The organism is Brevibacillus brevis, assembly GCF_001039275.2.
GTDB lineage: Bacteria > Bacillota > Bacilli > Brevibacillales > Brevibacillaceae > Brevibacillus > Brevibacillus brevis_C.
Genome location: NZ_CP030117.1, coordinates 3,330,500 through 3,355,790 on the forward strand (window position 1 = coordinate 3,330,500; position 25,291 = coordinate 3,355,790).

Genomic DNA, 25,291 nt, shown 5'->3' on the forward strand with positions numbered 1-25,291 from the left:
CATTTCTACTCGTTCTCTTCATTCAAACGGGAGACAAACTTGAAATTCTCCACCCATATTTGCAAAGTGTGGGTGAGATTGTTTACAGAAAAGTATCGTTTCAATAAAGTTGGGAAAAGTCTCCCTTTCCATAAATCATATCCGTAATGGCAGTATAAATGTTTGGCGGGTACTCAGCTATTCTATGACAAAGGTATAAGTACCACTCTACACCATAGGTAAGATAAACCCGAACAGGCAGTCCTTCATCTTTAAGTTTTTTGCAAAATTCGGGGCGAATGCCATAAAGCATTTCCGCTTCCGCATACGGATTTCGCAAAAAACCACGCTCGATGACTTGTTCATATATAGCATTATCATGAGAAGCAATGGATACTTGGTGACCGGCTTTCACACATATCTCCACCAATTCAAGATAACGTTGATCCAGCTTTTCAGAACGAGGAGTACAAATATTTGACGGCTCTTGATATGCTCCTTTCACAATCCTAATTGCCCCAGGATAATGAATTAATTCATTAATATCTTCAAATGTTCGATGCAATTGTGCTTGCAGCGTAATCCCTACGTTGGAATAATCCACAGCGACTTTTTTATATATGGTAAGGATCTGATCTGTTTTAGCTGATTCCTCCATACTAATCATTAGAGAAAGGCCACGGGATTGCGCTTCTTTCGCCATTTCCATCAAGTTTTGATAGGCAAGCCCAGGCTCAATCGATAAACCAATATGAGATAAATCAAAAGAAATCCGAGCACTTAGTCTACGATCTCCACATTCTTTCATCAATGCTATAAATTCCTCTTTGGCCTGTAAGCATTCCTCTTTGTTTATTGTGTTTTCTCCGATGAATTCCAGAGAAATACGGTATCCCTTCTGTATTAGTTGATTACCAACTGATACCCCATCTTCTCTTAAATCACCTGTTACAAATCGCTTAGCTGCACGCTGAAATATCGGATTCAGCTCCGAAGATTGTTGAATGTACTCTTTCATCTTTAAATTTCGGGCAATCGATTTCAAGGAATCGGAAAATTGCTTTTCGATTGATAGGGTCACTACTATCCCTCATTTCGTTCAAGTTGCATTTATTATAGGAAAAAAATTAGGGAGTCTCTTGTATGATGTTGCTCAAATAGGCTTAACTTTCGCATGACTCATACCTTTATGGAAACTCGCCAGGGACCGACTCTCTCAATTTGCTACAAGCCTTACTACTAATTTGCAGATAAGTTAATACTTCTAGTTGTTTAGTGTCATGTATGTTAGCTGAACGGGGGCAATCGGCGAAAAATGCAAAAGGAGCTGTCGCGGCACGACAAGCTCCCAGAAATCCATTTGATTAAATTTTGAACAGAATCTAAGACAATGCTTTGCCAGCAAGTAAAACCGGTGTTGTGTTACCTCAAAGTAACTCTGCCGTTAAACACTTTATTAATCAAGCATGAGATACCAATAAATCGCTATCTCTTCACTATCTTTAACTAGACCTTTGTAGACGTAGGAATCGAAACCTCCGATGACAAAGCCACAACTTTCGTAGAATTTACATGCGCGGACATTATTACTTTGTGTCTCCAGCATGACTCCCGTCATACCGGCCTCCTTCGTCCAGCGTTTAGCCTGTTCGATTAGTTTTTTACCGACACCGTATCCTCTATATCGCTTATCAACTTTGATATCTTCCACACAGGCATATTTGTTCCAATTTCTTTTCAAAACAATCTGACCCACAACTTGATTATTTACGAGCGCTAAATAAATGATTTGATGGGGATTGCCGATATAGTTCGAATAATCTTCAACAGTATCTTCTTCAAGCGGTTCATCATCGTAGCTTTTATTCCTAAGAGGTATCTCCTTCACCGTATAGCCGATTCGCTGTCCCATTAGTTGCAAGACAAGGGTAGAGTCTACGATAAAGCTCCCATCTATGCTTGTACCACAATCATCGTCCCCAGCCCTCAGTTCTCTAATGAAAATATCCATATTCATCCTCCTATATTATTATAAGATGAGAATAGAGATAGAAAGGGGGACCGCGGACTTAACGGAATACATATTGCTCCGTCATTTTCATAACCTCCAAGTATTATTAGCATGTAAGATTCTCTAGATATTGTACAATCATTATTTAACAGGTGCGACAGCTTTTTAATCGTTAACTATCCTTCGATAATGCCTGCTTTACCCGCTCAATCTGGGCGAGGTGGGCACGGACATGCTGGACGCGTAATCCCAGTAGTTCTTTGAACGTGTACCTTACTCCGTCGGGATATTGCCCGATCCGCTCAAGCTGCTCGGGAGACAGATTTTCCAGAAGCGGCAGCATGCTGACCCGCAGCATTTGGAACAGGAGCATATGCCGCTCGCGGTCCAAGCGTTCGTATCCCAGGTTATCCGACCAGGCTTCCTGATCAAAAGATAGCAGAAGCGGTTCTTCCTCCGCCAAGACTTTTCTCAGACGATGTGTCGCCAAGATCTCGGAATCTGTTACATGAATAAGAATCTGGTGGATGCTCCATTTGGTCGGTGCAGGTTGGAAACGCAGCTCTTCCTCAGACAATCCTTCAATGGCTTCTCGCAACAGCTCATAGTCTCGGCTGTACTCCTCGATCAACTTTTCCATCCGATCCTCTCCTTAATCATAATTCGTGTGGCTGGTAGCCATTGATCATAGTATTCTTTGAAATAAAACAAGTCCCTTTATTCAGAACGGTATAGCTGGCCGCATGCCGCGTTAATGTCCGATCCGAATTGAGTTCGGACCGTGATGCTTATACCCTTGGACTTCAAAATCCGAGCAAACGCTCTAATCCGAGTAGGATCAGATTGTCGATAGCTGTCTGGCGTAACTTCGGTCGAATTGAATGGAATCAGGTTAACATGGTAGAGATGTTCCCAAGATCCCCTTCCCCTTAGCAACTCGGCAACTGCTTCGGCATGCGCCGTCGAGTCGTTTACTCCACGAAGTAGAATATACGCAATATATACCTTTCTTCCTGTTTGCCGGATGTGACGATCCAATGCCATCAGTACGTCGCCGACTGGGAATCGGTCGTTGATCGGCATCAGCTCGCTTCGCTGATCGTCGAACGGCGAATGCAGCGAGAAGGTTAAATTGACCTGGGGAAACTCCCGAGTCAGCTTGTCGATTCCCGGCAACAGGCCGATAGTGGAAATCGTAATACGTCGATGTCCTAAACCAAAGAGATACGGATCAGTCAATATCGTCATTGCATCAAAAATATGCGGGTTGGCAAGCGCCTCCCCCATACCCATGAATGAGATGCTGTCCAAAGTGTGGCCGTTCAAGCGAAAGTACAGCAATTGGTCGGTGATTTCGTCGGCGGTCAGATTTCGTTTCAGGCCAATGGTACCGGTAGCACAAAATTTGCACCCGAATCCGCAGCCGCACTGTGTGGAAATACAATACGATTTCCACCCCCGCTCATAAGTAAGTCGTACAGCCTCCACGCGTTCGTCGCCCGGAATAGCAAACAGCACCTTGCTGACCTGTTTCGACGTGAGTTCCTTTACCGGAACGATACTGCAAACGTTCGGGCCAAGTATCCGGTTCAACTCGTCGCGCAAAAATTTTGGTAGCATGGTCATCCGTCCGTATTCGCCGATGTTTTGCTTAAAAATTGCGTCCATAATCTGAGCATAGCGATACTCGGGCTGCTTGAATTCGGACAAAATTCGCCGAATCGTTTCATATTTCGAGGTTAGTTTCATGTCTTCTCCTTACTGCCGGAGAAACCGTAAAAAGCAACCGTCAATTGGCGCTATGACACGTGATTACTCAACTCATACGTTTGCAGACAGATTACTACGTGCATCTGTCGATAAATTGGTAAATCTCCGGCAACCGATTTGTTTTTTTGTGAACCGCTTCACACAATTGGAACCAGTTCACATAATCATCTACAACCTCAATCTCCATCGCTTTCATCCTCCAAATTCTTTTGTCAGAATAAAAAAGAGCTACAAGAAAGTTACCTTTCCTGTAGCTCAAAAAATACGGCACATCCAACCCATGAAGGGTATAAAAAGGATATATTTTCTGAGTGAAAAGAATAAGGTAACGATCTTGCCAATAAAGAATAAAACAAATTCTGCTTTATTCATTAAAAAAGTGGCAAGAATGCTTACATTATCCTCTTCAACTCCAATCGTTACGTGTCAGCACGATTTTAACATACCGGTTTCTACATGACAACAGGTCATCCAGTAGCTTAGAAACTACCTGCTGAAAGCTATCGTGTACACATCGCATAAGGTCCGGTATCAATTGCGGTCTTGATACCTTCTCTTTTGTGAAGCACTCGGTTGTATACAAATCATATAGCCATCCAGACGAAAAAAGAAGCCGAGCAAATACGGGATAACTCCCTGCAATCTTCTCGGCGTTTCGCCGTACTGCCTATCCCGTTTTCACCACAAACTCAATGCTTCCGAGGCTTCCCCATTTAGCGCATACGACATCCCCCTCGCGTAGATGATGGGAACTGGTCATGCCCCCGGACAAAATCAAATCTCCCTTGTACAGCTTGCGTCCTTCGCGAGCAAGCATGTTCGCCAGCATTGCGACGGAGTGGGCTGGATGACCGAGAACTGCTGCACCAGCCCCCATGTCTTTGAGCTCGCCATTGATCGAAAGAGTCACACCTACCAAATCGAGTTCAAGTTCATCAGGCTTTCTCCACGTCGATCCGATAAACACACGGGAAGACGAAGTATTGTCGGCAATAACATCCGGCAAGGCAAACTGGAACTGCGCATACCTGCTATCGATAATCTCCAGTGCAGGAACCACATAGTCAGTGGATGCCAGGACATGAGCCTCAGTGATGCCGGGTCCTTCCAAATCCTCACTCAATACAAAGGCGATTTCCGCTTCCACCTTGGGATGAATCAATTCATTGATCGGCAAAATACCATCCTCGATATTCATATAGTCAAAAATGTAGCCCCGAATCGGTTCGTGCACATTCATCTGTTTCATCTTTACCTGACTGGTCAAACCCATTTTAGAGGCAAAGATGCGATGTCCCTGCTCAAGCTTGAGGGAGACCAGCTCATTTTGAATACGATATCCATCCTCCACTGTCAGCTGGGGGTATTCAGCCGTAAGTTTTACGATCTCCTCCCTGTTCAACTCCGCATCCACCAGCTTCTGAGCCAGCCTTTTGTACAATAGTTCCGATTGCACGCTGATCACCCCCTATCTGATATTGGTAGATTGGTATAGCTGTTCAGTTGGGCGATTTCTGCTGCGACATCCACGATCATGTCTTCTTGTCCCCCCACGGCCTTTCGTCTTCCCAACTCGATCAAAATATCCCGGGAGTCGATGCCGAATTTCGTTGCTGCACGCTCGGCATGAAGCCGGAAGCTGGAATAGACCCCCGCGTATCCGAGAACCAGAGCGTCTCTGGTAATTTCCTGTGGGACTTGAAGAATCGGCGACACGATTTCCTCTGCCAGGTCCATCATTTTGTACAGATCGACGCCCGTCTGAATGCCCATTCGATCCAATACAGCAAGGAGAACCTCGGTTTGTGTATTGCCCGCACCTGCACCCAAGCACCGCACGCTGCCGTCAATCCAGGTGGCGCCCTCTTGAATGGCGACGAGCGTATTGGCCATAGCTAAAGACAAATTATTGTGTGCATGGAAGCCAACGGGAATATGCAGACATTGCTTCAATGCCCGGACTCGTTCCCCTGCTTGATCAGGTAGCAGAGCGCCAGCAGAATCGACGATATACACGACATCGGCTCCATAGCTTTGCATGAGTCCAGCTTGCTCCGCCAGTTTTCCCGGAGCAGCCGTATGCGACATCATCAAAAAGCCAACTGTTTTCAAGCCAAGCTCTTTAGCCTGATACATATGCTGAGCGGAAACATCCGCTTCGGTCGCATGTGTGGCGATTCGTGCCATCCCTACCCCAAGCCCTGCAGCCGTCTTCAAATCTTTGATCGTGCCGATTCCCGGCAGCAAGAGCACGCCCACTTTTGCTTGTTTACAAACGGAAACGGCAGCCTCGATCAGCTCCAGTTCAGGGGTCCTGGATAGCCCATACTGCAGGGACGATCCGGCCAATCCATCTCCATGGGAGACCTCAATATACGGCACGCTTGCTTCATCCAATGCGCGCGCCACTTCGACTACTTGCTCTACAGTAAACTGGTGATTGATCGCATGGCTCCCATCTCGAAGCGCTACCTCGGTGATCACAATATCACGACTCATATGCGGTTCCTCCTTTCATTCGTGGCTATATACCCGTGGCAATGCCGACAGTATACTTGGCATATTCCTCTGCTACCTTCACCGCTGTCGCCGTCATGATATCCAGATTGCCAGAATAAGTAGGGAGGTAGTCGCCCGCGCCTTCTACCTCCAAAAAAATGGTGATTTTGTTTTCATCAAAGATTGGTTCTGAGCGCAGTCGGTAACCAGGAACGTATGCTTGAATATAGGCAATAGTCTGGTGGATAGCCTTCACGATCGTCTGTCGGTCCGCACCCTCCTCCACTACTGCATAGACCGTATCTCTCATCAGGATCGGTGGCTCCGCCGGATTCAGGATGATGATCGCCTTGCCTTTCTTCGCTCCGCCAATCGCTTCGATTCCATGTGCGGTCGTCTCCGTAAATTCGTCGATGTTGGAACGTGTACCGGGACCCGCGCTTTTACTGGAAATAGTGGCCACGATCTCTGCGTAGCTGACCGGACTCACACTCCCTATCGCATGAACAATCGGAATCGTAGCCTGGCCGCCGCATGTGATCAGATTGATGTTCTTTTCATTCAAATGCGCACCGAGATTCACAGATGGTACAACATAGGGACCCACAGCAGCAGGCGTCAGATCGATGGCGAGCTTTCCTGCCTCCCTGAGCGCCTTGGCATGCCGAATATGTGCACGAGCTGAAGTAGCGTCAAAGACGATATCCGCAAGTTCCGTAGCGCTTTCCAAAAAGTGTTCTAATCCGCCGTCAAATACGTAGTATCCAGCTGCCTTTGCTCTACGCAGGCCATCCGATTCAGGATCGATTCCAATCATGGACGTCAGTTCAAGAACTGGCGACCTTCCAAGCTTGGTCATCAGGTCTGTCCCGATGTTACCCGAGCCCAGTATTGCTACTTTTACTTTCTTCATACATGCACTCCTTTCCTATTTTTTACTTGCCAAACCTGACTCCTACTGAACCAAGTCCAGCAATCCGTGTGTGAAATACATCGCCAGGCTTAGCTTCAACTGCTGCCGATAACGCACCGGACAAGATGATTTCTCCTGCTTTGAGTGTCATTCCTAACTCGTACAGCTTGTTTGCTAACCACGCCACACAAAATGCGGGATTGCCCAATGCGGCTGCACCAACACCGGTATTGACCAGCTCCTGATTTTTATAAAACGCCATTCCTACCAGAGGAAGATCCAGATCTTGCGGTTTCACAGGATGTCCACCCAGCACATAGAAGCCCGAGGATGCATTGTCCGCAATTGTGTCTTCTAGTTTGATTTGCCAGTTGGCTATACGGCTGTCCACGATTTCCAAAGCAGGCACTACATATTCCGTTGCCATCAAGACGTCAAAGATGGTTACATGTGGCCCTTCCAGATCGCTCTTCAGCAGAAAGGCAATTTCTGCTTCAACTTTTGGCTGAAGGACATGCTCGAAAGGCAGTTCTCCGTTGTTTTCAACCACCATGTCGTCCAAAAGATGTCCATAGTCTGGCTGTTCCACGCCAAGCAGTGTCTGCATGGCACGAGAGGTCAGGCCAATTTTTTTCCCTGTAATCCTCGCGCCTTCTTTCACTTTTCGCTCAATCGTCTTCAATTGAACGTGGTATGCCTCTATCTCGCTGATTTGCGGTTCCAGTAAAGTGAGTGGCGCTACTCCCACCCCTTCACGACTCGCCGCCGCTAAATGATCGGCAAATCGCGTGATCTTTTCCATGTCCACAAGGCTCCCTCCCTGATTTGCAGTCCTTCACGCTATAATTTCATGGTGACTGTCTTGATCTCGGAGTAGAATTCGAAGCTGTGACGCCCTCCTTCGCGGCCAATCCCGCTATCCTTGGCACCGCCAAACGGAGTTCGCAAGTCACGCACATACCAGCAATTGATCCATAAAAGACCTGATTTCACTCGATCAGCCACGCGATGCGCGCGCCGAAGGTTGTTGGTCCAAACCACTCCTGCCAAGCCGTAAGCCGAATCATTGGCGATCCGAATAGCGTCCTCTTCTGAACGAAAAGGGATGATTACGACGACTGGACCGAAAATCTCCTCCTGGGCTACCCTCATTTTGTTGTCTACATCATAGAGAACAGTTGGCTCCAGGAAATTGCCGTCACCCAGCCCGCTGATCCGTTTTCCGCCGCAACCGAGCTTGGCTCCTTCTTCCAGTCCGATCTGGATGTAGTCCACCACCGTCTCCAAGTGACTGCGGGACACCAACGCGCCCATATCGGTCTCTGGTTCCAGCGGATTTCCCACCTTGATCCTTTGGACAGCCGCCACAAATTTGTCCAGAAACTGATCATATACGCTTTCTTGCACCAATAAACGCGATCCTGCCAGACAAATCTCGCCCTGATTGCGGAATATCGCCTCGACCGACCCTTTTACCGCTTCATCAAGATCGGCATCTTCAAATACAATATTGGCTGATTTGCCTCCCAATTCAAGCGATACCGGAATCAGATGCGAAGCGGCATTCTGCATGACGGTCTTGCCGGTGTTAGATTCTCCCACAAAAGAGATCCGGCGTACATGGGGATGCGTCGTCATCGCCGTCCCGACAGTCCCACCTGGACCCGTGATGATGTTGAGCACGCCAGGAGGCAGACCTGCTTCATTGGCAATCTCTCCGAGCATCACCGCCGAGAGAGGGGTGTACGAGGCTGGCTTTACAACGACGGTATTTCCCGCCGCTAAAGCCGCTGATGCTTTCCAGGTCATCTGCATGAAGGGCAAATTCCATGGAATGATCAGACTGGTCACACCTGCCGGAGCATATTTGGCGTAGGACATAAAATGGCGCATTTCATAATGCTCATGGACCAAGTATTTGGCCATTTCGGCAAAGAAGCGCAAATTTGCTGCCGCTCTCGGAATATCGAAGCCCCGGCTTTCTTTGATTGGTTTGCCGACATCGAGCGTTTCCACCAAAGCGAGTTCGTCCACACGCTCCATCACCAGGTCAGCCATTTTGCAGAGAATCTTGGCGCGCTCATCTACGGTCGTCTCACTCCAAACGCCTGACTCAAACGTACGCTGCGCTACGTCGATCGCTCTTTTTACATCCTGCTCACTTGCATTGGCAACAGAAGCCAGCTTGAGATTTGTCGCGGGGTTGATCGTATCGAAGGTTTCACCGGAAACAGCGTCCACGTAATCTCCGTCTATGAAAAGCTTGGCGGCTTTTCGTTCCTGATTTTCCTTGGCAGTCTGACTCATGGGAATCCTCCTAACTCTCGATTTCCAAGATCATCTCTACTTCTACGGCGTTATTTAGCGGGAGCTGGGCCATTCCTACAGCAGACCGCCCATGCCTGCCTTTCTCTCCGAATAGCTCCACCAACAAATCGGATGCCCCATTCATGACTTTAGGCTGATCTATAAAGGCTGGATCGCTGTTAACGAATCCGAGTATTTTGACCACTCGTTTGACTCTACCCAGTTCCCCTAGCTCTTGTTTGGCAACAGACAGAAGATTGAGCATACACTGCCTGGCAGCTAGGTAGCCTTCCTCTATCGTGACATCCTGTCCCAGCTTCCCTCGATATTCGTTTGTCCCTTGGCCTGCCAGAAAGAGAAGATTGCCTGTTTGGACACAACCGACATAATTACCAGCCGCCTGTCTCGGTTCGGGCAGGGATAGACCCATAGCCTGTAGACGTTGTTCCGGCGTTTCAGTCTGATGCTTCACGGTCTGTTCATCTCCTTTATGTTCAGGAAGCGAAGCGCGTTTTCACCCAGCAACGCCCGCTTCTGTCCGTCAGTCAGCTCCAAGGTATGATCGATGACTTCTCCGGGAGGTGTTTCACGAAGCAGGAAGGGATAATCTGATCCCATCATGATTTTATCTTCGCCAAAGCGCTTCATCATGTATCGGATGTTCAGTGGGTCGTACGTCAAAGAATCAAAATAGAATTGTTTCGCGTACACACTAGGCGGTTGATCGGTCAGACGCAGATGCGGCCATACCCTCCAGCCTTGGTCTAGCCTGGGTAAAATATAAGGAAAAGAGCCGCCGCCATGAGCAAAGCAGATTTTCAGGCGCGGAAACTTCTCGATCACGCCGCCCAAGATAAGACTTGCTGCGGCAAGCGCTGTCTCGCTTGGCATCCCGACGGTGTACATCAGGTTGTGCCGCGGCATCCGTTCTCTGCCCAGCGTCTCCCATGGATGGACGAAGAGTGGCACATCCCATGCCTGACACCTATCAAAAAAAGGAATCAGTTCCGGGTCGTCCAGATTGTTGCCATTTACATTGGTACCGATTTCGATTCCTCTCAGGCCGAGGTCGTGCATGCAGCGATCCATTTCCCGAATGGCTGTCTCGGTGTCTTGCAATGGAACTGTACCCAATCCGATGAAATGATTCGGATGCTGGTTGACCGTCTCTGCGATAAAATCGTTTTGAATCCGGGCCATCACTTCCGCTTCGGCTGCCGGGGCCCAGTAGGAAAACGTGACCGGAATGGGCGACAACACCTGCATATCCACGCCTTCTTGCTGCATGTCATGAATCCGTTTTTCGGGTTCCCACACCTGATCGGTCACTTCGCGAAAAACTTTGCCCCCGACCATGATAGTTGCCCCGCATGTGCAAGTGCGGTGCAGAACTGGCCAGCGCTCGCCATGAAATCGTTCAGCCAGGTTGGGAAGATCCTCTGGAATAATGTGGGTATGGAAGTCTACTCGCATTTCCACTCACTCGCTTCCGGAGGCATGATGTGACCGCATTTTTGGCATGTCCGCAGCTCCAGATTGCTGTTGAATCCTTCGATCGCCTCTTTTACCTGCACCTCTATGTTGGTCAGTTGAATCCGTACGCGATGCATTTCGTGGTCGCAGTTTTCGCAGAACCAGGCAAAGTCCTCCAGTTCTCCCTCATTTCTGTTGCGCTCAATCACGAGGCCGATCGTATCCGCGATCCGGTGTGGGGAATGCGGGACATTCGCTGGAAGCAGGAACATTTCACCTTCTCTGACTGTAATGATCTCACGCTTCCCATCCTGATTCATGATTTCTACGAAGCAATCACCCTTGAGCTGGTAAAAGACTTCCTCGGATGGATCAATATGAAAATCCCGTCGCTTATTCGGTCCTCCCACTACCATGACCATTAGTTCTGCATCTTTCCAAATCACCTTGTTATTCACCGGTGGCTTGAGCTGATCGATGTGATCCTCGATAAACTTCCACAAATGGATAGGTGCCAATGTACGCATTCTCGATTCCCTCCTTGTTTTTACTTGCTTAAAGAATCTGCTCCGTCTGCGATGACAATTTGGCAGCAAAAACGCTGAGCGCGTCATCCACCATCGTGCATGCATGAGACTTTTTATAATTGTTGTAAAAAATCGCTAATTTACGTACCGGATCACCAGTATAGTACCGTTCGTATTGCAGTAAACGCTGTCCGAAGGCTTCCCCACACAGGTCCCAAGCGAGCTTAAACAGACGTACCCGCTCTGTACCGGAGATACCCTCCCGTCCGGCATAAAACTTTTCCATATCCCCCGCCAACTCGGGATGCTCCATATCACTGTCAGTCGGGGACATGAGCAATCCGCCTGCTCCAATAATTTGAATGACTTCGATCGCCCGCGGGTACAGCTTCGGAAGTAGTCCGCGAATGGTTTCGAGCTGGACGTAACCCGGCATGAGCTCGCCCGACGGCAAGGTCTCGTATTCCAGCTCAGCGGTCCTCAAGAGCGCTCTGATCGATTCCAGCGATTGCGCTAGCTCCCCGAGAATGTTTTGGACATTCGGATAGACGTCTACCCCGATGGAGTCTGCCAGCCGCATGGCAACCTCCGTGGCAAATTGGAGCTTCAACAGTCCTCTCACCCCTGACTGGTGTGCCGGCTGCTGTCCGATGCCTGTCTTTGGATAAAGCAGGTTGGCTGCTTCTACATTGTTGAACAGGAATAAACGCTCCCATGGTACGAGTACGTCATGAAAGACAAGAAGAGCATCCATTTCTTCGAAGCGCGATGCCAAAGGATGGTCATAAACGGAACGAATTCCATCCTGCATGGGCTCTCTGCAAATGATGCGTAAGCCCGGCGTGTTTATCGGAATGGCAAATGCCAAGGCGTAACGCTCATCTCCTGGCTTGAACCCAGGAAACGAATAAATGATGACTTCATCCGTGATCGGCGCCAGTGTTGCGAGCATTTTCGCTCCTTTGACAATCAGCCCTTCCGGCGTCTCCTTTACTGCCCCCAAATGGGTGTACACATCGTTTTGTTCGTGCGAGGACTTACTGCGGTCATTTTGCGGATTGATAATCGCATGCGTTAAAAACAGGTCTTGATCGCGAACATACTTGTAATAATTTTTCGCGTTTTCCGCCCATTGCGGATTGTACCTTTCCAAGAAAGATGCATTGCTGTATAGCGACGTCAAGACGACATTGAGAAAATCCGGCGTTCTTCCCATCAAGCCAAAAGTGGCTTCCGCATAAGCTTCGTACAAGTCTCGTTTCGCCTGCAATTCCTCAGGGGTCTTTGCAACGAGAAAGGCGTTGCTCACACGCTCGCCGGTCTCCTGACAAATATGGGTAATCTTCTCCTGATACTTCTCGTCATGCTGCATGTCATACAGTTTGGCTATTTCATGAATCGGCTGTCGAAAAACAGCTTCCTCGCATACGTTTGTCACCTTTCTGCCTTGCAGCCAAATCTCCGGTTGCCGTGATCTCAAGCCCTGAATGTATTGGTCACCTGTACGGATTCCCACTACAATTCCTCCCTGTAGATTTTTGGTGGTTGAGCCGTTTATGTTCTTAAACCGCATTATAATGTCAGTCTTTTCCGAAAAATGTAGCCCACTTAACATCCATTCTGTTTTTCTTTCGAATGCACGTCATTTTCACATAGAAATATGGGTAAGGAGCTTTTTCATTTCATATAATCAAGAGTGATAAGTTCAGAAAATTAAGACTCAATCTTGGGTGGAGGATTGGAAGAGGCAAGTTCATGGATGAGGAAAGGAGCTGTGATGATGGTATCCCCTTTTGAAACTGATTTGAAATGGGAAACCCTTTTAGAATACGGCACCCGTCAATTTGTGAAAGGAAAAACAGCTATCTATAAGCAAGGGATGATGGGAGAAGGTTTTTATTATCTTCATAAGGGTTTGGTCAAGATTGTGACCTCTACCTTCAAGGGGAAAGATCGCCTGGTGAACATCGTAGTCCCTGGTCAAATCATGGGACTTCAAGCGATGGATCAACAACCTCATTTCACCACGGCTATTGCTGTAAAGAATGCAGTCGTCTACCATTTCTCCTGTTTGCCATTCCTCGAAATGCTGAAGGCACGCCCTGAACTCTTGTCTCTTTTCACCCAAACAATCAATCAAAAAATGCGGATTCTTCTAACCGCCATCAACATGAAGGCACTGACTTCAGAAGAGCAAATCGCTCGTCTCCTGCTGAACATCTGCGAAGACTTTAAAAACCACGAGGTCCCCCTTACTCAACAGGAGCTTGCTGAATGTGCTGGTCTCACCCGTATCACTGTCTACAAGATCCTGAAGGTATGGAAGGAACATGGCATCATTGAAATTAAAAACCGATCCTTTGTCGTCAAACGTCCGGATATGCTGAAGCCTCCACAGCTTACGGCACACACTGCTCGCACAGTATAAGCCTATCAATGTGAAAGGTGGTCACAATGGCCTGTCTCCGCTATCAGTGGACCCCGTATCTCATGTATGGCAAGAAGATCGAAATGGGAAAACATACACCGATCTACCATCAAGGCGATGTGGGAAATGGATTTTATTATCTAGATAAAGGGAGCGTAAAGATCACTCTCTTATCTGAAAACGGGCATGAGCGGTCTATCGATTACATCCCCACGGGTGGGTTGTTCGGGGAGCACGGCGCCTATAACGGCTCATACCTGACATCAGCCATAACGACTTCTCCTTCCGTCATTTACTTTTTCTCCGACGAGGACTTATCGCGCGTATGCCAAGACCATCCACAGTCAGCAGTGATCTTCACCAATTCACAAATCTATAAGCTCCGTCTCCTTGCTGAAATCATCGCGTTCACTGACAGTCCGATTGAGCCTGCGATGGCTAATTATTTGCTCAAACTGATAGCTGTGTACGGAAATGATCATATCCCTATCGACCAGAAGTCTTTTGCACGCTATATTGATACGTCGCGCATTACGGTGAACAAGACTTTGCAGAAATGGCGACAGCAAGGCTTGATTGACTTATCTGAGCGTAGTGCCATTCGAGTTGTGGATATAGAGGGATTACGTGGGATCTATTCTCGCATCCACTGTAAATAGGGCGAAGCCTAATCCGGCTCGCCCCTCTACATTGAAAATAACCTTTGCTAAATCTTGATACAGCACTGTTCGGTTCTGCTTAGAGTAGATGCATCTTGGCTTCTGCCTCGTCCCACGTCACCGAGTAGCCAGCACCCTTGGCGCAAAAGATCGAGGAGGATGTATAAACCGGATCTGCATCCTTTTCATAGCTTTTCCTTTCAATCACTTCCTCCGCGTTATGGCAGCGGTCGTATCCGCCAAATACACAGCGAATGCTGCCTCGACCATGCGTGAAAGAAGCGAATTCGGTGCTGTAATTCATGAATGTTGCTACGGGTACTCTTCCCGTAATGACCGTATGCGTATCAGACATCTGCGGTGGCTCGAACGAACCTGAGGCGCGTTGAATATCCGAAAGAACCCTCCCCATCTCGTTCATTCCCACCTTTATTTTGAAGTCATAATAGGGTTCTAACAGCATGTTCTCCGCTTTCTCCAGCCCCTGCCGCAGCGCGCGGAAGGTGGCCTCACGAAAGTCGCCCCCATGCGTATGTTCGTTATGCGCACGGCCTCTTAAGAGCGTAATTTTCATGTCGGTGACCGGCATGCCTGTCAATAGCCCATGATGCTCCCGTTCGTAGAGATGAGAACGAACCAGATTCTGGTAGTTAAAACTCAGTTCATCTGGATGACATAGGCTAGTGAAGTGGATTCCGCTGCCTCGCTCTCCCGGTTCAAGCAGGAGGTGCACTTCCGCGTAATGCCTGAGCGGCTCGAAGTGTCCATATCCTGTCACAGCAGACTGTATCGTTTCTTTATACAAGATTTCCGGTTGGCCGAAAGAGACAACGAAACCAAAGCGTTCCTTCACAACCTGCTCCAGCACTTCTAACTGGATCAGACCCATGACGCGAATGTGAATCTCTTGCAAACTCTCTTCCCAAACCACATTCAGAGACGGGTCCTCCGCATTCAAAATGCGAAACGCACCGAGCACTTGCTGCACGTGAAGCGAACTGTCAAACTGTACTTTCGACTGTAGTGTCGGCTCTGTCTCATAAGCAAACTTGTCTGAGTAGAGCCCCACTCCTTGTCCAGCTTCGGCCTCGGACAAGCCGACGACCGCGAACAAATCGCCGGCAGCTACTTGTTCAACGGAGTGTGATTTCCTACCATTAACCATTAAGATTTGTGTAATCTTCTCTTCGTATCGAAGTCCACCGCTCTCATAGCTAAGCAGCTCCCGTACCTTCAGCTTGCCGCTCAGCGCTTTGACGAACGTTAGCCTCAACCCGTTTGCTGCGTGTCGAATTTTATAAATGCGCCCCCCGAACGGAGCCGTCTCGTCATAAGTCGCAGTCGTCAACAAGGACAGTTGATTCAGGAACTCTACCACGCCATCATCCTGCAATGCCGAGCCGCTGGCACAGGGGAAAAGACTCCCATCTCGTATCATCTCCTGCAAGGCACCCAGCCAAAAAGCTTGATCGACTCTTTCCTCTATGAACGCTTCAAGCAGTGACTCGTTCCGCTCCGTCATCATCTCCCGCAGCTCCTCACCGACGATACCATTGGCGAAGTTGTCCTTGACGGAACAGACATCCCTTGTCAACTGACTGCGTATCTCCTCTTCCGTCCTGTTGACATCCGCGCCTATCCGATCTGTTTTATTGATGAAGAAAAATGTCGGTATCCGATGTTTGCGCAACAACTGCCAGACTGTCTCGGTATGACCCTGAACACCTTCTACCGCACTGACAATCACGATAGCGTAATCCATTACCCCGATCGCCCGCTCCATCTCGGAAGAAAAATCGACGTGTCCAGGCGTATCGATCAAATAATAAACGTCGCCCTTATCGTTCATAACCGCCTGATCGGCGAACACGGTAATGCCTCTTTTCCTCTCGATATCGTGGCTGTCCAAAAAGGCATCTTGATGATCCACCCGGCCCCGCGACCGGATACTGTTCGTATGGTATAGCAACTGTTCGGCGAAAGTAGTTTTGCCCGCATCCACATGGGCAAACAAGCCGATCGTTAGACGCTTCATGTTATCCCTCTTCCAGAGCTACTCGACTGCCATTTCTTTTCTCATTAAAACATAAAAATGCAGAAGAAGAATAGGCTTGCCAGGTTGAACCCTGGGTGCATTCACCTCTGTTGGATTGAATGTCAACATTCTTCGCGCTAGTACATCGATACCCGATTACAAAATCACTGAACTGCGTCCATTTTTGACACTTGCAAGCTCTCGTCCAGTCAAAAGGTAAATTTTGTTAATAAGTTATTTTAGATCGTTATAAAGGAGGAAGTATCTGATGAAAAAGAAGAAATCTGCTTCTAAGAAATTCAAGAAAGTAAAAGGTCAATTGGTGCACTATCAACCATATGAATCATCTGGGCAATATCAATCACGTGCTAGACGTTGTTTCCCGTGTTGCTGGGAAGATGGCTGCGGTTATTGTTGCCCTAGCCACCCGCCAGTAATGTGACCATCCTCTAAATAGAGCGATCATTGGAATTCATGGACACTCTTAATTATACAAGGAGTGTCTTTTTATTTGTGTCACATCACTGCTAAAAAAAGCTGCTACTGGATTATCAAGGGCTTCCAATCCGCAGAAGAAGGACCCACCTTGTAAGAATCAAGATAGGTCCTTTTATCGTTAAGAGTTGCTTTTCCTTTTTGAATACAATCTCTTCGTGTTTTTACTTCAGAGCTTCGTCAAACACAGATTCTATTTGATCCACCTCTTTTGACACCGCGAATAAAACAAACTGGCCTTTCGTCTTCAAAACATGCTTTTCGATGAGAAAATACTCCTCTGGGCGATAGTCTTTAAATTTGATTGTTTGTGCCTCGATCCGTTGTTGTATTTTCTCTTTTACATTATCGGTGTCGCTCGCATCTTTGACTTTGATAACAGCCAGTTCATCCGCTTTCACATTGGATGAAGCCGTATACAGGATGAAATTCTCCACCTTTTCTGCCTCGATCTGATACAACTTTTGCAGTTTCTCCAGATCCCTTTGTTTCATATCCTGAAAACTTACCGTTTGTTGAATTCTTTCTCCCACTTTTGCAGCCGAAAGTTCTTCGGAAGTTCCGCCTTCACTGGAGCATCCGGCCAACATTCCCATTCCGATAGCAAACATAAGCAGCACTGACAAAAATCGCTTCATTGCATTCACTCCATGATGTTTAGAATAGAGGTGTCTTCAAAAAACGTTTTGACGTTGTAAAGGAATAACATCTCATGAAACTGCCGATCTTGTATGAGCTTTGTTACGGACCCCTCATAATATCGAAGGTCAACGACATCAATCTCTGCGAAGTGTTCGGCCAAAAAGGGAATCAGGCTATTGGCGTACGAATCTTTCACGATCAGCAGCTTCTTCCCTTCCGAATGGTCGGTTGTGATTCGGACCCGTGCATGGTTGCCGTTCAGGAATACTGCATACTTATCCTTTTTGTCCAAATTGTCCATCTGGTACATGGAATCTGCGGTACGACCTTCGTCCACATACTCCACCTTCTTTTTCCTTTCCTCTTTCGGCAAATAAAGATCGATACGATCAGGCTGCAGATGACGGAAGCCGCTCTTCGAATAGAGCGATCCATAGAATGCATCCGTTACCTGCCGGATGTTGAACGCTGCTTCGTCTTTTGGAACAATCCCCATCTGCTTGCACAACGCCCGGTAAGCATAATAAGCGCCTTTGCTCGTCCAATGATGATCCGTTTTATAAAAAATGGCTTCTTCGCGTGCGGCATACAGCGCGGGATAGACATCAACGAAGCGAATATCAGGTTGCAGCAATTGCCGAACTCGATTGAGCGCAGCATACTCGTCCCCCATTGGTGCGTAGGCGGGCAGTTTATCCCGAAGCAACGCGCCGGGGGTCGGCACCAGCATGATATACTTGCGAAGGTCAGGCGTTGTCTGGTGAATCGAATGGATGGCCTGAGCCCTGTCATTCACCTCGGTGTCCAGCGGCGATGAGAAATATTGAATCAGGTACCCATCCTTTCCCAGATAAACACCGTTGCTGTCCTTTTTGCCCATAACTCGATCCGCATCCGTTTTTAGCCCGATCCACACGTCCCGGAAAGCAAATTGATCGGTGATATAGGTCTCGTAATCAGAAGTGAACTTCCCCGCCAGCAGTGATCGCAGTGAAAAAGGCGGCCTCCTCTCGAGCACCCTGTTTTCTGATTCCGAGAATGCCTGATCAGGGGTCAGTATGTTCGAAACGGCCATCATGAGGATAAACAGCAAGAATAACAAGCCCGTCACGGCTCGCGTCCATTTGTCACATCTAGTCAAGACAGCTACCTCCCCTCAAAACCGAAAATATAAGAATGGATTGTAATCCTCAAAGACCAAATAAGCTGACGACAAAACCAAGCTAATGATAGAAAATGCCAGAGCAGCTATCATTCCTACCGAATTCCATCGCGCTTTCATTTGCTCCAATACTTTCCCTGGCAGCGGTGTCGCGCACAAGGCCAACAGAACGAGCAATCCCCCATACGTCGTCAGGTCGTAGAGCGCCTGGCGATCAACCCATTCGTGCGCCCCGAAACCAAACATCGCACCGATGAACATCCACGCGGAAGGCAAATGTTCGAATTCAAAAAAGACCCACCCGACAACGACAATCAGCAGCGTGTAGAGATGTCCTGCCCAGCTCGGCCAATGCTTCAGCCATTTCAGCAAAAACAGCTTCTCCAACACAACGAAACAGCCGAAATATAAGCCCCATACGATAAAGTTCCAGCTCGCCCCATGCCACAGACCGGTTAAGAACCATACGATCAAGAGGTTACGGAACTGCTTGCCCAAGCCCATTCGGTTACCGCCGAGCGGAATATAGACATACTCCCGAAACCAGGAACCGAGGGAAATATGCCATCTGCGCCAAAATTCCGTAACGCTTCGTGAAATATACGGATACTTGAAGTTTTCTGGGAATTCGAAACCGAACATTTTTCCGAGTCCACGTGCCATATCCGAATACCCGCTGAAATCGAAATAGATTTGAAACGTAAACGCCAGGATGCCGAGCCATGCGGAAAGGACAGTCAAGTCCTCCATCGGCGTCGACTTCACGTTGGTCCATAGCAGTCCGATATTGTTGGCTAGTAGCACTTTTTTGGCCAATCCCCGAATGAACCATTCCGCTCCTTCCCCGAACCGCTCCAGCGTTACTTTACGAGAGACCAGTTGCTCCGCGATATCTCCATATTTGACGATCGGACCTGCGACCAGTTGGGGGAACATCGTGACGTAAGTACCGAAAGCGACAATATTTCGTTGTGCCGGCACTTTTCCTAGGTATACATCCACTACATAGGACATCGTTTGGAATGTATAAAAGGAAATACCGACGGGTAGTGGCAGATCAGCCACCTGTATATGCAGACCGAATAGATCATTTACATTCGAAACAACAAACCCGGCATATTTGAAGAAACCGAGAATCGCCAGACTGCCACAGATGGAACCGAACAACACTGCTCTGGCAATCGGCTTGCGGTGACTGTACTTGTCGATCACGAGCCCGTTGATATAATCAAATACCGTTGTAAAAATCATGATGATGATATATACCGGTTCGCCCCATGCATAAAAGATGAGGCTCGCTGCGAACAGAACAGCATTTCTCAGCTTATTTGGCGACACATAATAAACGAGCAGTACGGCGGGCAAAAATTGAAACAGGAAAATCAGACTGCTGAATACCAACGTTCGTTTCCTCCCGCGGCGTTATTTTGCGCTCTTCTTGCGATCCAGCTCATCTTTTACGTAATCGAGCAGAATCGGATAAAACTTGGCTTGGAAATGAATGCCGTCCGCATCGTACATTTCAGGATGATTGGCCACAATTGACGACACATCGATGTATCCGACTTGTACCTTACTTGCCAGCTCCTTCAGTCCCTTATTGTAGTCGCCGATATTTTGATAGCGGGGCTCCGCTTTTTCTGCCTCTGCCGTAACCGGGGTAACGGATAATATCGTGATCGACGCCTCTGGAAGCCTTTCTTTGATGCGATCGATCAATTGGGTGTAATGTGATAACGAATATTCCTTGGGATGGTCGGTCGGCCATAAAATATCGTCGGAACCCAACTGGATAAAAATATGCTCGGGTTTTCGCTTGACTAATTCGTCCACATCTTCCAGTGCGAATTCAGCCGTTTTCCCTGCACCTGCGAGCACGCTCTCCTCTTTCAGCACATCATGGTAAGACAATCCCTCCGTAATCGAATCTCCGAGAAAAACGCTTGTTTGATACTGTGATGCATATGAGGTTTGCTCCGGATTGGAGATCTCCCCGGCTTGCCTGGTAATCTCGGAAGCGGGTGGTTGTCCATTGGTGCCGCATGCCGCAACGGATAAGGCGACCATTGCGAACAGTGTAATACTCATCATTTTCCTTTGCACGTTCATCTTTCCCCTTTCTTCTTGGACAAGGTAAAGAGTAATCGTCAAAGATCAAGATCAGATGCAGATCGTGTGCAGATTGGATAGAAATGCAATAAAAAAAGTGCAGAACCGAGGTTCTACACTTTCTTTTTCTTCAATTCAAAATAGAACAAGACGCCTTCGTCCGTATTCATTGCCCCATAAAACGTTCCATGCAGTTCTAGAATCTGCTTGGAGATTGCCAGGCCCAATCCGGTTCCTCCGGTCGAACGGTTGCGGGAATGCTCGCCGCGGTAGAAACGATCCCATATCTTCTCCAACTGCTCGGCCGGAATATGGACGCCTTTGTTTTCGATGCAAATCTTGACGGTATCCCCTTCTTCAATCGTCGAGATGACAATATCCTCGTGGTCAGGCGTATACCGTATGGCATTTGTCAGGAAATTCACGATCACCTGCTCGATTCGATGCTGATTGGCGATGACCTCGACTGGGGCTAAACAGTGGTGCAACTGCAACTGCTTGCTGGCAATGTCAGGTGCCAACTTTACGCAGATTTGCTCCAGTAGCACATCAATCCGGAACGAATCCATCTGCATTCTATACGTACCAGATTCATATTTTGCCAATTCCAGCATATCCGCAACCAGCAGGTTCATCTTCTTCACTTCATCTTCCATCGCAGCAAAATAGTAGTCTCGCTTCGGGCTGTCCGCCTTATCCTTCAAAATGTATAGGCAGCTTTCCATGATGCTGAGCGGAGTTTTCAGCTCATGGGACACGCCAGCAATAAATTCCTTGCGCGTTTGCTCTAGTCGCTTTTCTTTCTCAATATCCTGCTCCAGACGGACAATATGGGCATGCAGCATATCCGAAAGCCGATTAATATTCCGTGACAGGCTGCCGATCTCATCCTCTGTCTTGATCGGAATTTTTTCAGAGAAGTCCAGCTTGGCCATTTTTTGCGTCATGTCGTCCATGCGGAGCAAAGGAGCTGCTATTCTACGGGAGTAATAGAAGGAGGCGAGCAGAACGAGCAGCAAGGTACCCGCAATGATGTAGCCATAATAACTTCGCATAACCCCCGTTGCTTCGTTTACGGGCTGTAGCGATGTCATGGCGAACAGATAGACGGGATTCCCTGTTTGATCGGTCACGCGCTCTACGAATATTTTGTATTCCATATCGTTCACTTTGTATTCCGTTATGGTGCTTGTTTGCACCACTTCATCTCCATATAGAAGATCCGCTTGAAAAGCTTTCACTCGTTCAAGAAATAACCGGTTCGTATAGCGGGATACATCCGCGCCTTGCGGTGTCTGGACCTGTGTGATGGTTCCGCGCACCAAAACGCTGGGATAACGCTCATGGTATTCGGTGGGATTCTTGAATCGCGGGACGACCTCATACTCTTTTTTGACGAGTTGCTGATTCTCTAGTTGATCTTCCTCTCTGAGATTGGAGACACTCCTCCCGATCCGTTGCGGATAAAATTGATTATCGATCATGATCCCTTCCATGGCAATCTGTTTCCCCACTTTCACAAAGGTATCCAAGAAGGGGGTATCGGTGCTTACATCCTCCACATCCATGACCGTGTACAATGGAACGACAATTGACTTGCCAGAAAGAGCTGTGTTTTCGTCTGAGTTATCCAGACGGACCTCCATCTGGAAATCGTCCGTGTATTTCAGATGGCCTCTTTCATCCAATCGAGCAAACCAGGCACTCGTCTTTTGATAAAACTCCTGTTCCTTCCTGACTTCATCCTGGGAAGCCCCGGCATGAATCAACTCGTTTTGCCGATAGAATTGAAGGGCTTCCTTCACCTTCTCTACCTTTTGATGCACATAAAACTGCTCGAAAAATACGGTTTGTCCGATAAAAATGCTCCCGATCACAAACAGGCATAAACTCGTCGTGAGCAGAAACAGCTTGCGTACAATGCTTTTTCTCATGGCCGGTCCTCGAATTTATAACCGGAACGAACAACAGTGACGACATGCTTCGCATACTCTCCCAGCTTGGAACGCAAATTGCGAATATGGCTGCTGAGCGTACGATCCTCGCCGTCAAAGTCGTAACCCCAGATTTTTGTAATGAGCTGTTCTCTGGTGAGGATGATGCCTTTGTTTTTCATCAAGTAGGCCAAAATTTCGAATTCCGTGTGCGTCAAGCTATAGTTTTTTCCCTCAATCGAAACGGTTCGGGACGGCAGGTGAATCGTGATCCCGCCGCCAGACAACATATCCGCGGGTTCGTGCATTTGCCGATTTTCCAGCAAGCGTTTGGAGCGTGCCAGCAGGATGGGAGGACTGCACGGTTTCACTACATAATCGTCCGCCCCGAGCTCGAACCCAAGCAACGTATCATCCTCATCCGAACGAGCTGTTAACATCAGAATCGGGACGTTGGAAACTTTGCGAATACGTCTGCATACTGACCACCCGTCCAATTCCGGCAGCATAACGTCCAGAATGATCAAATGCACTTCATGCTCCTGAAATAACGTCAGCGCCTGAGTTCCGTCCCCCGCTTCCAGTACTTCGTATCCTTCGTCCATCAAGTATTCTTTCATAATCTCTCGCAAAACCTGCTGGTCTTCCACAATCAGTATCGTTTTCGTCATGCTAATGACCTCTCGTCCTCTATCTCTCTGAAGATATTTTTTAGAATGTTATCATGACTTTGGAGTCGTCACAATATGGCAGGTCGTAGAGGACCCCATTTTCTAATCAGGCAAGTTTCCAGACCGTGCGAGCTATCGCCCATGCCGGACGCACAACAAAAGCCAAATCTTGTCATCTAGCAAGATTTGGCTCGTTTTTACTATCCATCTTATTTTTCAATTTTGTAATAGCGATCCCCGGTCTTCGGATTGAAGTATACACGACGCTTTTCCTGAGTTACCGGGTCGATCATCACTTCATTCGTCGACACAAATCCGGGCGGAACGATTTCTCCGTGGTCTGCGTGCAGTCGCTTGTCCTTGATTTTGGAAATGATTAGCAAAGTGATGAAAAGTAAGATCTGAAACACAATGTAATAAAGGACATAAATCATTCATTACACCTTTTCAACGACAACTGCTGTACCGTATGCGACAACTTCCCCCATATTTCCCATATTTCCAGAGTCGTAACGACACATTACTACAGCGTTAGCTCCCATGGCAGTTGCGTTTTTAATCATGCGGTCAAGCGCCTGTTTGCGCGCGTCCTCCAAGAGCACCGTGTATTCCTTGATTTCTCCGCCAACTACTGAACGAAGACCTGCCATGATGTCTCCCCCAATTCCGCGTGCTCGAACGATCAAGCCGAAAGTCGTTCCTTTTACTTCAACGACACGATATCCTGGAATGTTTTCTGTTGTTACGACGATCATTTGCTTCTCCTACTTTCTGCTTTTATTTTTGAAGATCACATGTAGCACGATGTCAGCGCTAAAATGACTAATAATCGCAGCTTCCAAACCATATCGCCAATATAGGAAGCCAAACAAGATGCCCAAGATACCGTTTAGCAACAACGTCCATACAGTGACCACGTTGCCTTTTCCGTACGTCATGTAATTGGTTGGGAGATGGGATGCAGCGAAAACAATAGCAGCGATACAGATACCCAGCCAATAGGAAATTCCCATCCATCCAATCTTCTGTGCCAAAAATACGACAACAGTCATAACCCCTAGACGCATGAGTACTTCTTCGCAAACTCCTCCGTAAAAAGACGAGAGAAAGCCGAAAAATCGTGATGAAATCGGTTCTTTACCCATTATGGTGGTCATGTGTTGTTGAAAGAAAGAACGATCCACCCATTTTACCAAGAGGCCTACGGCGATACCTGAACCAATAGAAACCGCCCAGAACGACCTGATGGAAAACGGCAGCCCTGCTCCGGACACCCAGTGATCGAGAATCCAGAGTCGAAGACCAGTAGAAGGCATGAGCCATAAGCCTATAGCAATCGCCACAGTCAGAAATACACAACTCTGAATGATCATAATCGCAACCATGACGGAAATAGGCGGGACTTTTTTATTAGGGTAGATGGCGGCTTGTAACTGTACATGTTGGCGAATCATGTTGGATTGAATAGGTATAGTGCATAAAGCGCAGAGTACACTAACCAACCAGATCAGCCAAAAATGTTCCATTTCTACGCCTCCTCTTTAGATTTCTGATCGTTCAAAAAAGTACCAGCCCTTAAAGAAAACACGATGTTGAGTGTAAAGGCCCTGCGAGGCCCGGTAAACCTGTGATGAATGCTTGCGACAGAGTTGCGTTTTCTTGAATCAACATCACCGC

25 protein-coding genes are annotated in these 25,291 nt (G+C 47.8%); 2 read left to right on the top strand and 23 right to left on the bottom strand.

The window, feature by feature from the left end; genetic code table 11:
* Positions 1-100: 100 nt before the first annotated feature.
* The 13 genes from AB432_RS15960 to AB432_RS16020 form a co-directional block, all read right to left on the bottom strand.
* The gene (locus AB432_RS15960) at positions 101-997 is read right to left on the bottom strand and encodes a proline dehydrogenase family protein (protein WP_082196047.1); all 897 of its coding nucleotides are present in this window, start codon (positions 995-997) and stop codon (positions 101-103) included.
* A gap of 438 nt (positions 998-1,435) precedes the next feature.
* A complete protein-coding gene (locus tag AB432_RS15965; RefSeq protein WP_048033121.1) occupies positions 1,436-1,990 on the bottom strand; it encodes a GNAT family N-acetyltransferase in 555 nt (184 codons plus the stop codon).
* A gap of 172 nt (positions 1,991-2,162) precedes the next feature.
* Positions 2,163-2,630 (bottom strand): DinB family protein, encoded by a 468-nt coding sequence (locus AB432_RS15970; protein WP_048033122.1) that lies wholly within the window; start codon positions 2,628-2,630, stop codon positions 2,163-2,165.
* 77 nt (positions 2,631-2,707) lie between these two features.
* Positions 2,708-3,739, bottom strand: coding sequence for a Cfr family 23S rRNA (adenine(2503)-C(8))-methyltransferase (locus AB432_RS15975; RefSeq protein ID WP_048033123.1), 1,032 nt, complete (start codon positions 3,737-3,739; stop codon positions 2,708-2,710).
* A 688-nt stretch (positions 3,740-4,427) separates the two neighbouring features.
* The gene (locus AB432_RS15980) at positions 4,428-5,216 is read right to left on the bottom strand and encodes a 2-keto-4-pentenoate hydratase (RefSeq protein ID WP_048033124.1); all 789 of its coding nucleotides are present in this window, start codon (positions 5,214-5,216) and stop codon (positions 4,428-4,430) included.
* Between the two features lie 5 nt (positions 5,217-5,221).
* A complete protein-coding gene (gene dmpG / locus AB432_RS15985; RefSeq protein WP_048033125.1) occupies positions 5,222-6,259 on the bottom strand; it encodes a 4-hydroxy-2-oxovalerate aldolase in 1,038 nt (345 codons plus the stop codon).
* 25 nt (positions 6,260-6,284) lie between these two features.
* Positions 6,285-7,172, bottom strand: a complete 888-nt coding sequence (locus tag AB432_RS15990; RefSeq protein ID WP_048033126.1) for an acetaldehyde dehydrogenase (acetylating) — start codon at positions 7,170-7,172, stop codon at positions 6,285-6,287.
* Positions 7,173-7,194: 22 nt separating this feature from the next.
* Positions 7,195-7,980: a 2-keto-4-pentenoate hydratase gene (locus tag AB432_RS15995; protein WP_048033127.1), complete on the bottom strand. Its 786-nt coding sequence runs from the start codon at positions 7,978-7,980 to the stop codon at positions 7,195-7,197.
* Positions 7,981-8,012: 32 nt separating this feature from the next.
* Positions 8,013-9,479 (bottom strand): aldehyde dehydrogenase, encoded by a 1,467-nt coding sequence (locus AB432_RS16000; protein WP_048033128.1) that lies wholly within the window; start codon positions 9,477-9,479, stop codon positions 8,013-8,015.
* A gap of 10 nt (positions 9,480-9,489) precedes the next feature.
* Positions 9,490-9,951 (bottom strand): RidA family protein, encoded by a 462-nt coding sequence (locus AB432_RS16005; protein WP_048033129.1) that lies wholly within the window; start codon positions 9,949-9,951, stop codon positions 9,490-9,492.
* Positions 9,948-10,952 (bottom strand): amidohydrolase family protein, encoded by a 1,005-nt coding sequence (locus AB432_RS16010; RefSeq protein ID WP_048035847.1) that lies wholly within the window; start codon positions 10,950-10,952, stop codon positions 9,948-9,950. Before AB432_RS16010 ends, AB432_RS16005 begins: the two co-directional genes overlap by 4 nt.
* The gene (locus AB432_RS16015) at positions 10,943-11,479 is read right to left on the bottom strand and encodes a 3-hydroxyanthranilate 3,4-dioxygenase (protein WP_048033130.1); all 537 of its coding nucleotides are present in this window, start codon (positions 11,477-11,479) and stop codon (positions 10,943-10,945) included. The genes AB432_RS16010 and AB432_RS16015 overlap by 10 nt, the downstream gene beginning before the upstream one ends.
* 28 nt (positions 11,480-11,507) lie before the next feature.
* Positions 11,508-12,995, bottom strand: a complete 1,488-nt coding sequence (locus tag AB432_RS16020) for a 4-hydroxyphenylacetate 3-hydroxylase family protein (RefSeq protein WP_048033131.1) — start codon at positions 12,993-12,995, stop codon at positions 11,508-11,510.
* 264 nt (positions 12,996-13,259) lie between these two features.
* Between AB432_RS16020 and AB432_RS16025 the strand changes: the two genes are divergently transcribed.
* Both AB432_RS16025 and AB432_RS16030 read left to right on the top strand, forming a co-directional pair.
* Positions 13,260-13,907, top strand: coding sequence for a Crp/Fnr family transcriptional regulator (locus AB432_RS16025; protein ID WP_048035848.1), 648 nt, complete (start codon positions 13,260-13,262; stop codon positions 13,905-13,907).
* A 26-nt stretch (positions 13,908-13,933) separates the two neighbouring features.
* Positions 13,934-14,566, top strand: a complete 633-nt coding sequence (locus AB432_RS16030) for a Crp/Fnr family transcriptional regulator (protein ID WP_048033132.1) — start codon at positions 13,934-13,936, stop codon at positions 14,564-14,566.
* Positions 14,567-14,645: 79 nt separating this feature from the next.
* On the opposite strand, the gene AB432_RS16035 is transcribed toward AB432_RS16030, so the two are convergent.
* From AB432_RS16035 to AB432_RS16080, 10 genes are all read right to left on the bottom strand, one after another.
* Positions 14,646-16,601 carry a GTP-binding protein gene (locus AB432_RS16035; RefSeq protein ID WP_048033133.1) on the bottom strand — a complete coding sequence of 652 codons (1,956 nt, stop codon included), beginning with the start codon at positions 16,599-16,601 and terminating at the stop codon, positions 14,646-14,648.
* A gap of 659 nt (positions 16,602-17,260) precedes the next feature.
* Positions 17,261-17,734, bottom strand: coding sequence for a DUF4358 domain-containing protein (locus AB432_RS16040; protein ID WP_048033134.1), 474 nt, complete (start codon positions 17,732-17,734; stop codon positions 17,261-17,263).
* A gap of 5 nt (positions 17,735-17,739) precedes the next feature.
* The gene (locus tag AB432_RS16045) at positions 17,740-18,879 is read right to left on the bottom strand and encodes a DHHW family protein (RefSeq protein WP_048033135.1); all 1,140 of its coding nucleotides are present in this window, start codon (positions 18,877-18,879) and stop codon (positions 17,740-17,742) included.
* Between the two features lie 15 nt (positions 18,880-18,894).
* Positions 18,895-20,301 (bottom strand): MBOAT family O-acyltransferase, encoded by a 1,407-nt coding sequence (locus tag AB432_RS16050; RefSeq protein WP_048033136.1) that lies wholly within the window; start codon positions 20,299-20,301, stop codon positions 18,895-18,897.
* Positions 20,302-20,322: 21 nt separating this feature from the next.
* Positions 20,323-21,009 carry a GDSL-type esterase/lipase family protein gene (locus AB432_RS16055; protein WP_048033137.1) on the bottom strand — a complete coding sequence of 229 codons (687 nt, stop codon included), beginning with the start codon at positions 21,007-21,009 and terminating at the stop codon, positions 20,323-20,325.
* A gap of 113 nt (positions 21,010-21,122) precedes the next feature.
* Positions 21,123-22,943 (bottom strand): sensor histidine kinase, encoded by a 1,821-nt coding sequence (locus tag AB432_RS16060; RefSeq protein WP_048033138.1) that lies wholly within the window; start codon positions 22,941-22,943, stop codon positions 21,123-21,125.
* Positions 22,940-23,614, bottom strand: coding sequence for a response regulator transcription factor (locus AB432_RS16065; protein ID WP_048033139.1), 675 nt, complete (start codon positions 23,612-23,614; stop codon positions 22,940-22,942). Before AB432_RS16065 ends, AB432_RS16060 begins: the two co-directional genes overlap by 4 nt.
* A gap of 209 nt (positions 23,615-23,823) precedes the next feature.
* Positions 23,824-24,024, bottom strand: coding sequence for a hypothetical protein (locus tag AB432_RS16070; RefSeq protein ID WP_235617483.1), 201 nt, complete (start codon positions 24,022-24,024; stop codon positions 23,824-23,826).
* 27 nt (positions 24,025-24,051) lie between these two features.
* Positions 24,052-24,369 carry a heavy metal-binding domain-containing protein gene (locus tag AB432_RS16075; protein WP_007729137.1) on the bottom strand — a complete coding sequence of 106 codons (318 nt, stop codon included), beginning with the start codon at positions 24,367-24,369 and terminating at the stop codon, positions 24,052-24,054.
* Between the two features lie 9 nt (positions 24,370-24,378).
* Positions 24,379-25,140, bottom strand: a complete 762-nt coding sequence (locus tag AB432_RS16080; RefSeq protein WP_048033141.1) for a CPBP family glutamic-type intramembrane protease — start codon at positions 25,138-25,140, stop codon at positions 24,379-24,381.
* Positions 25,141-25,291 lie beyond the last annotated feature (151 nt).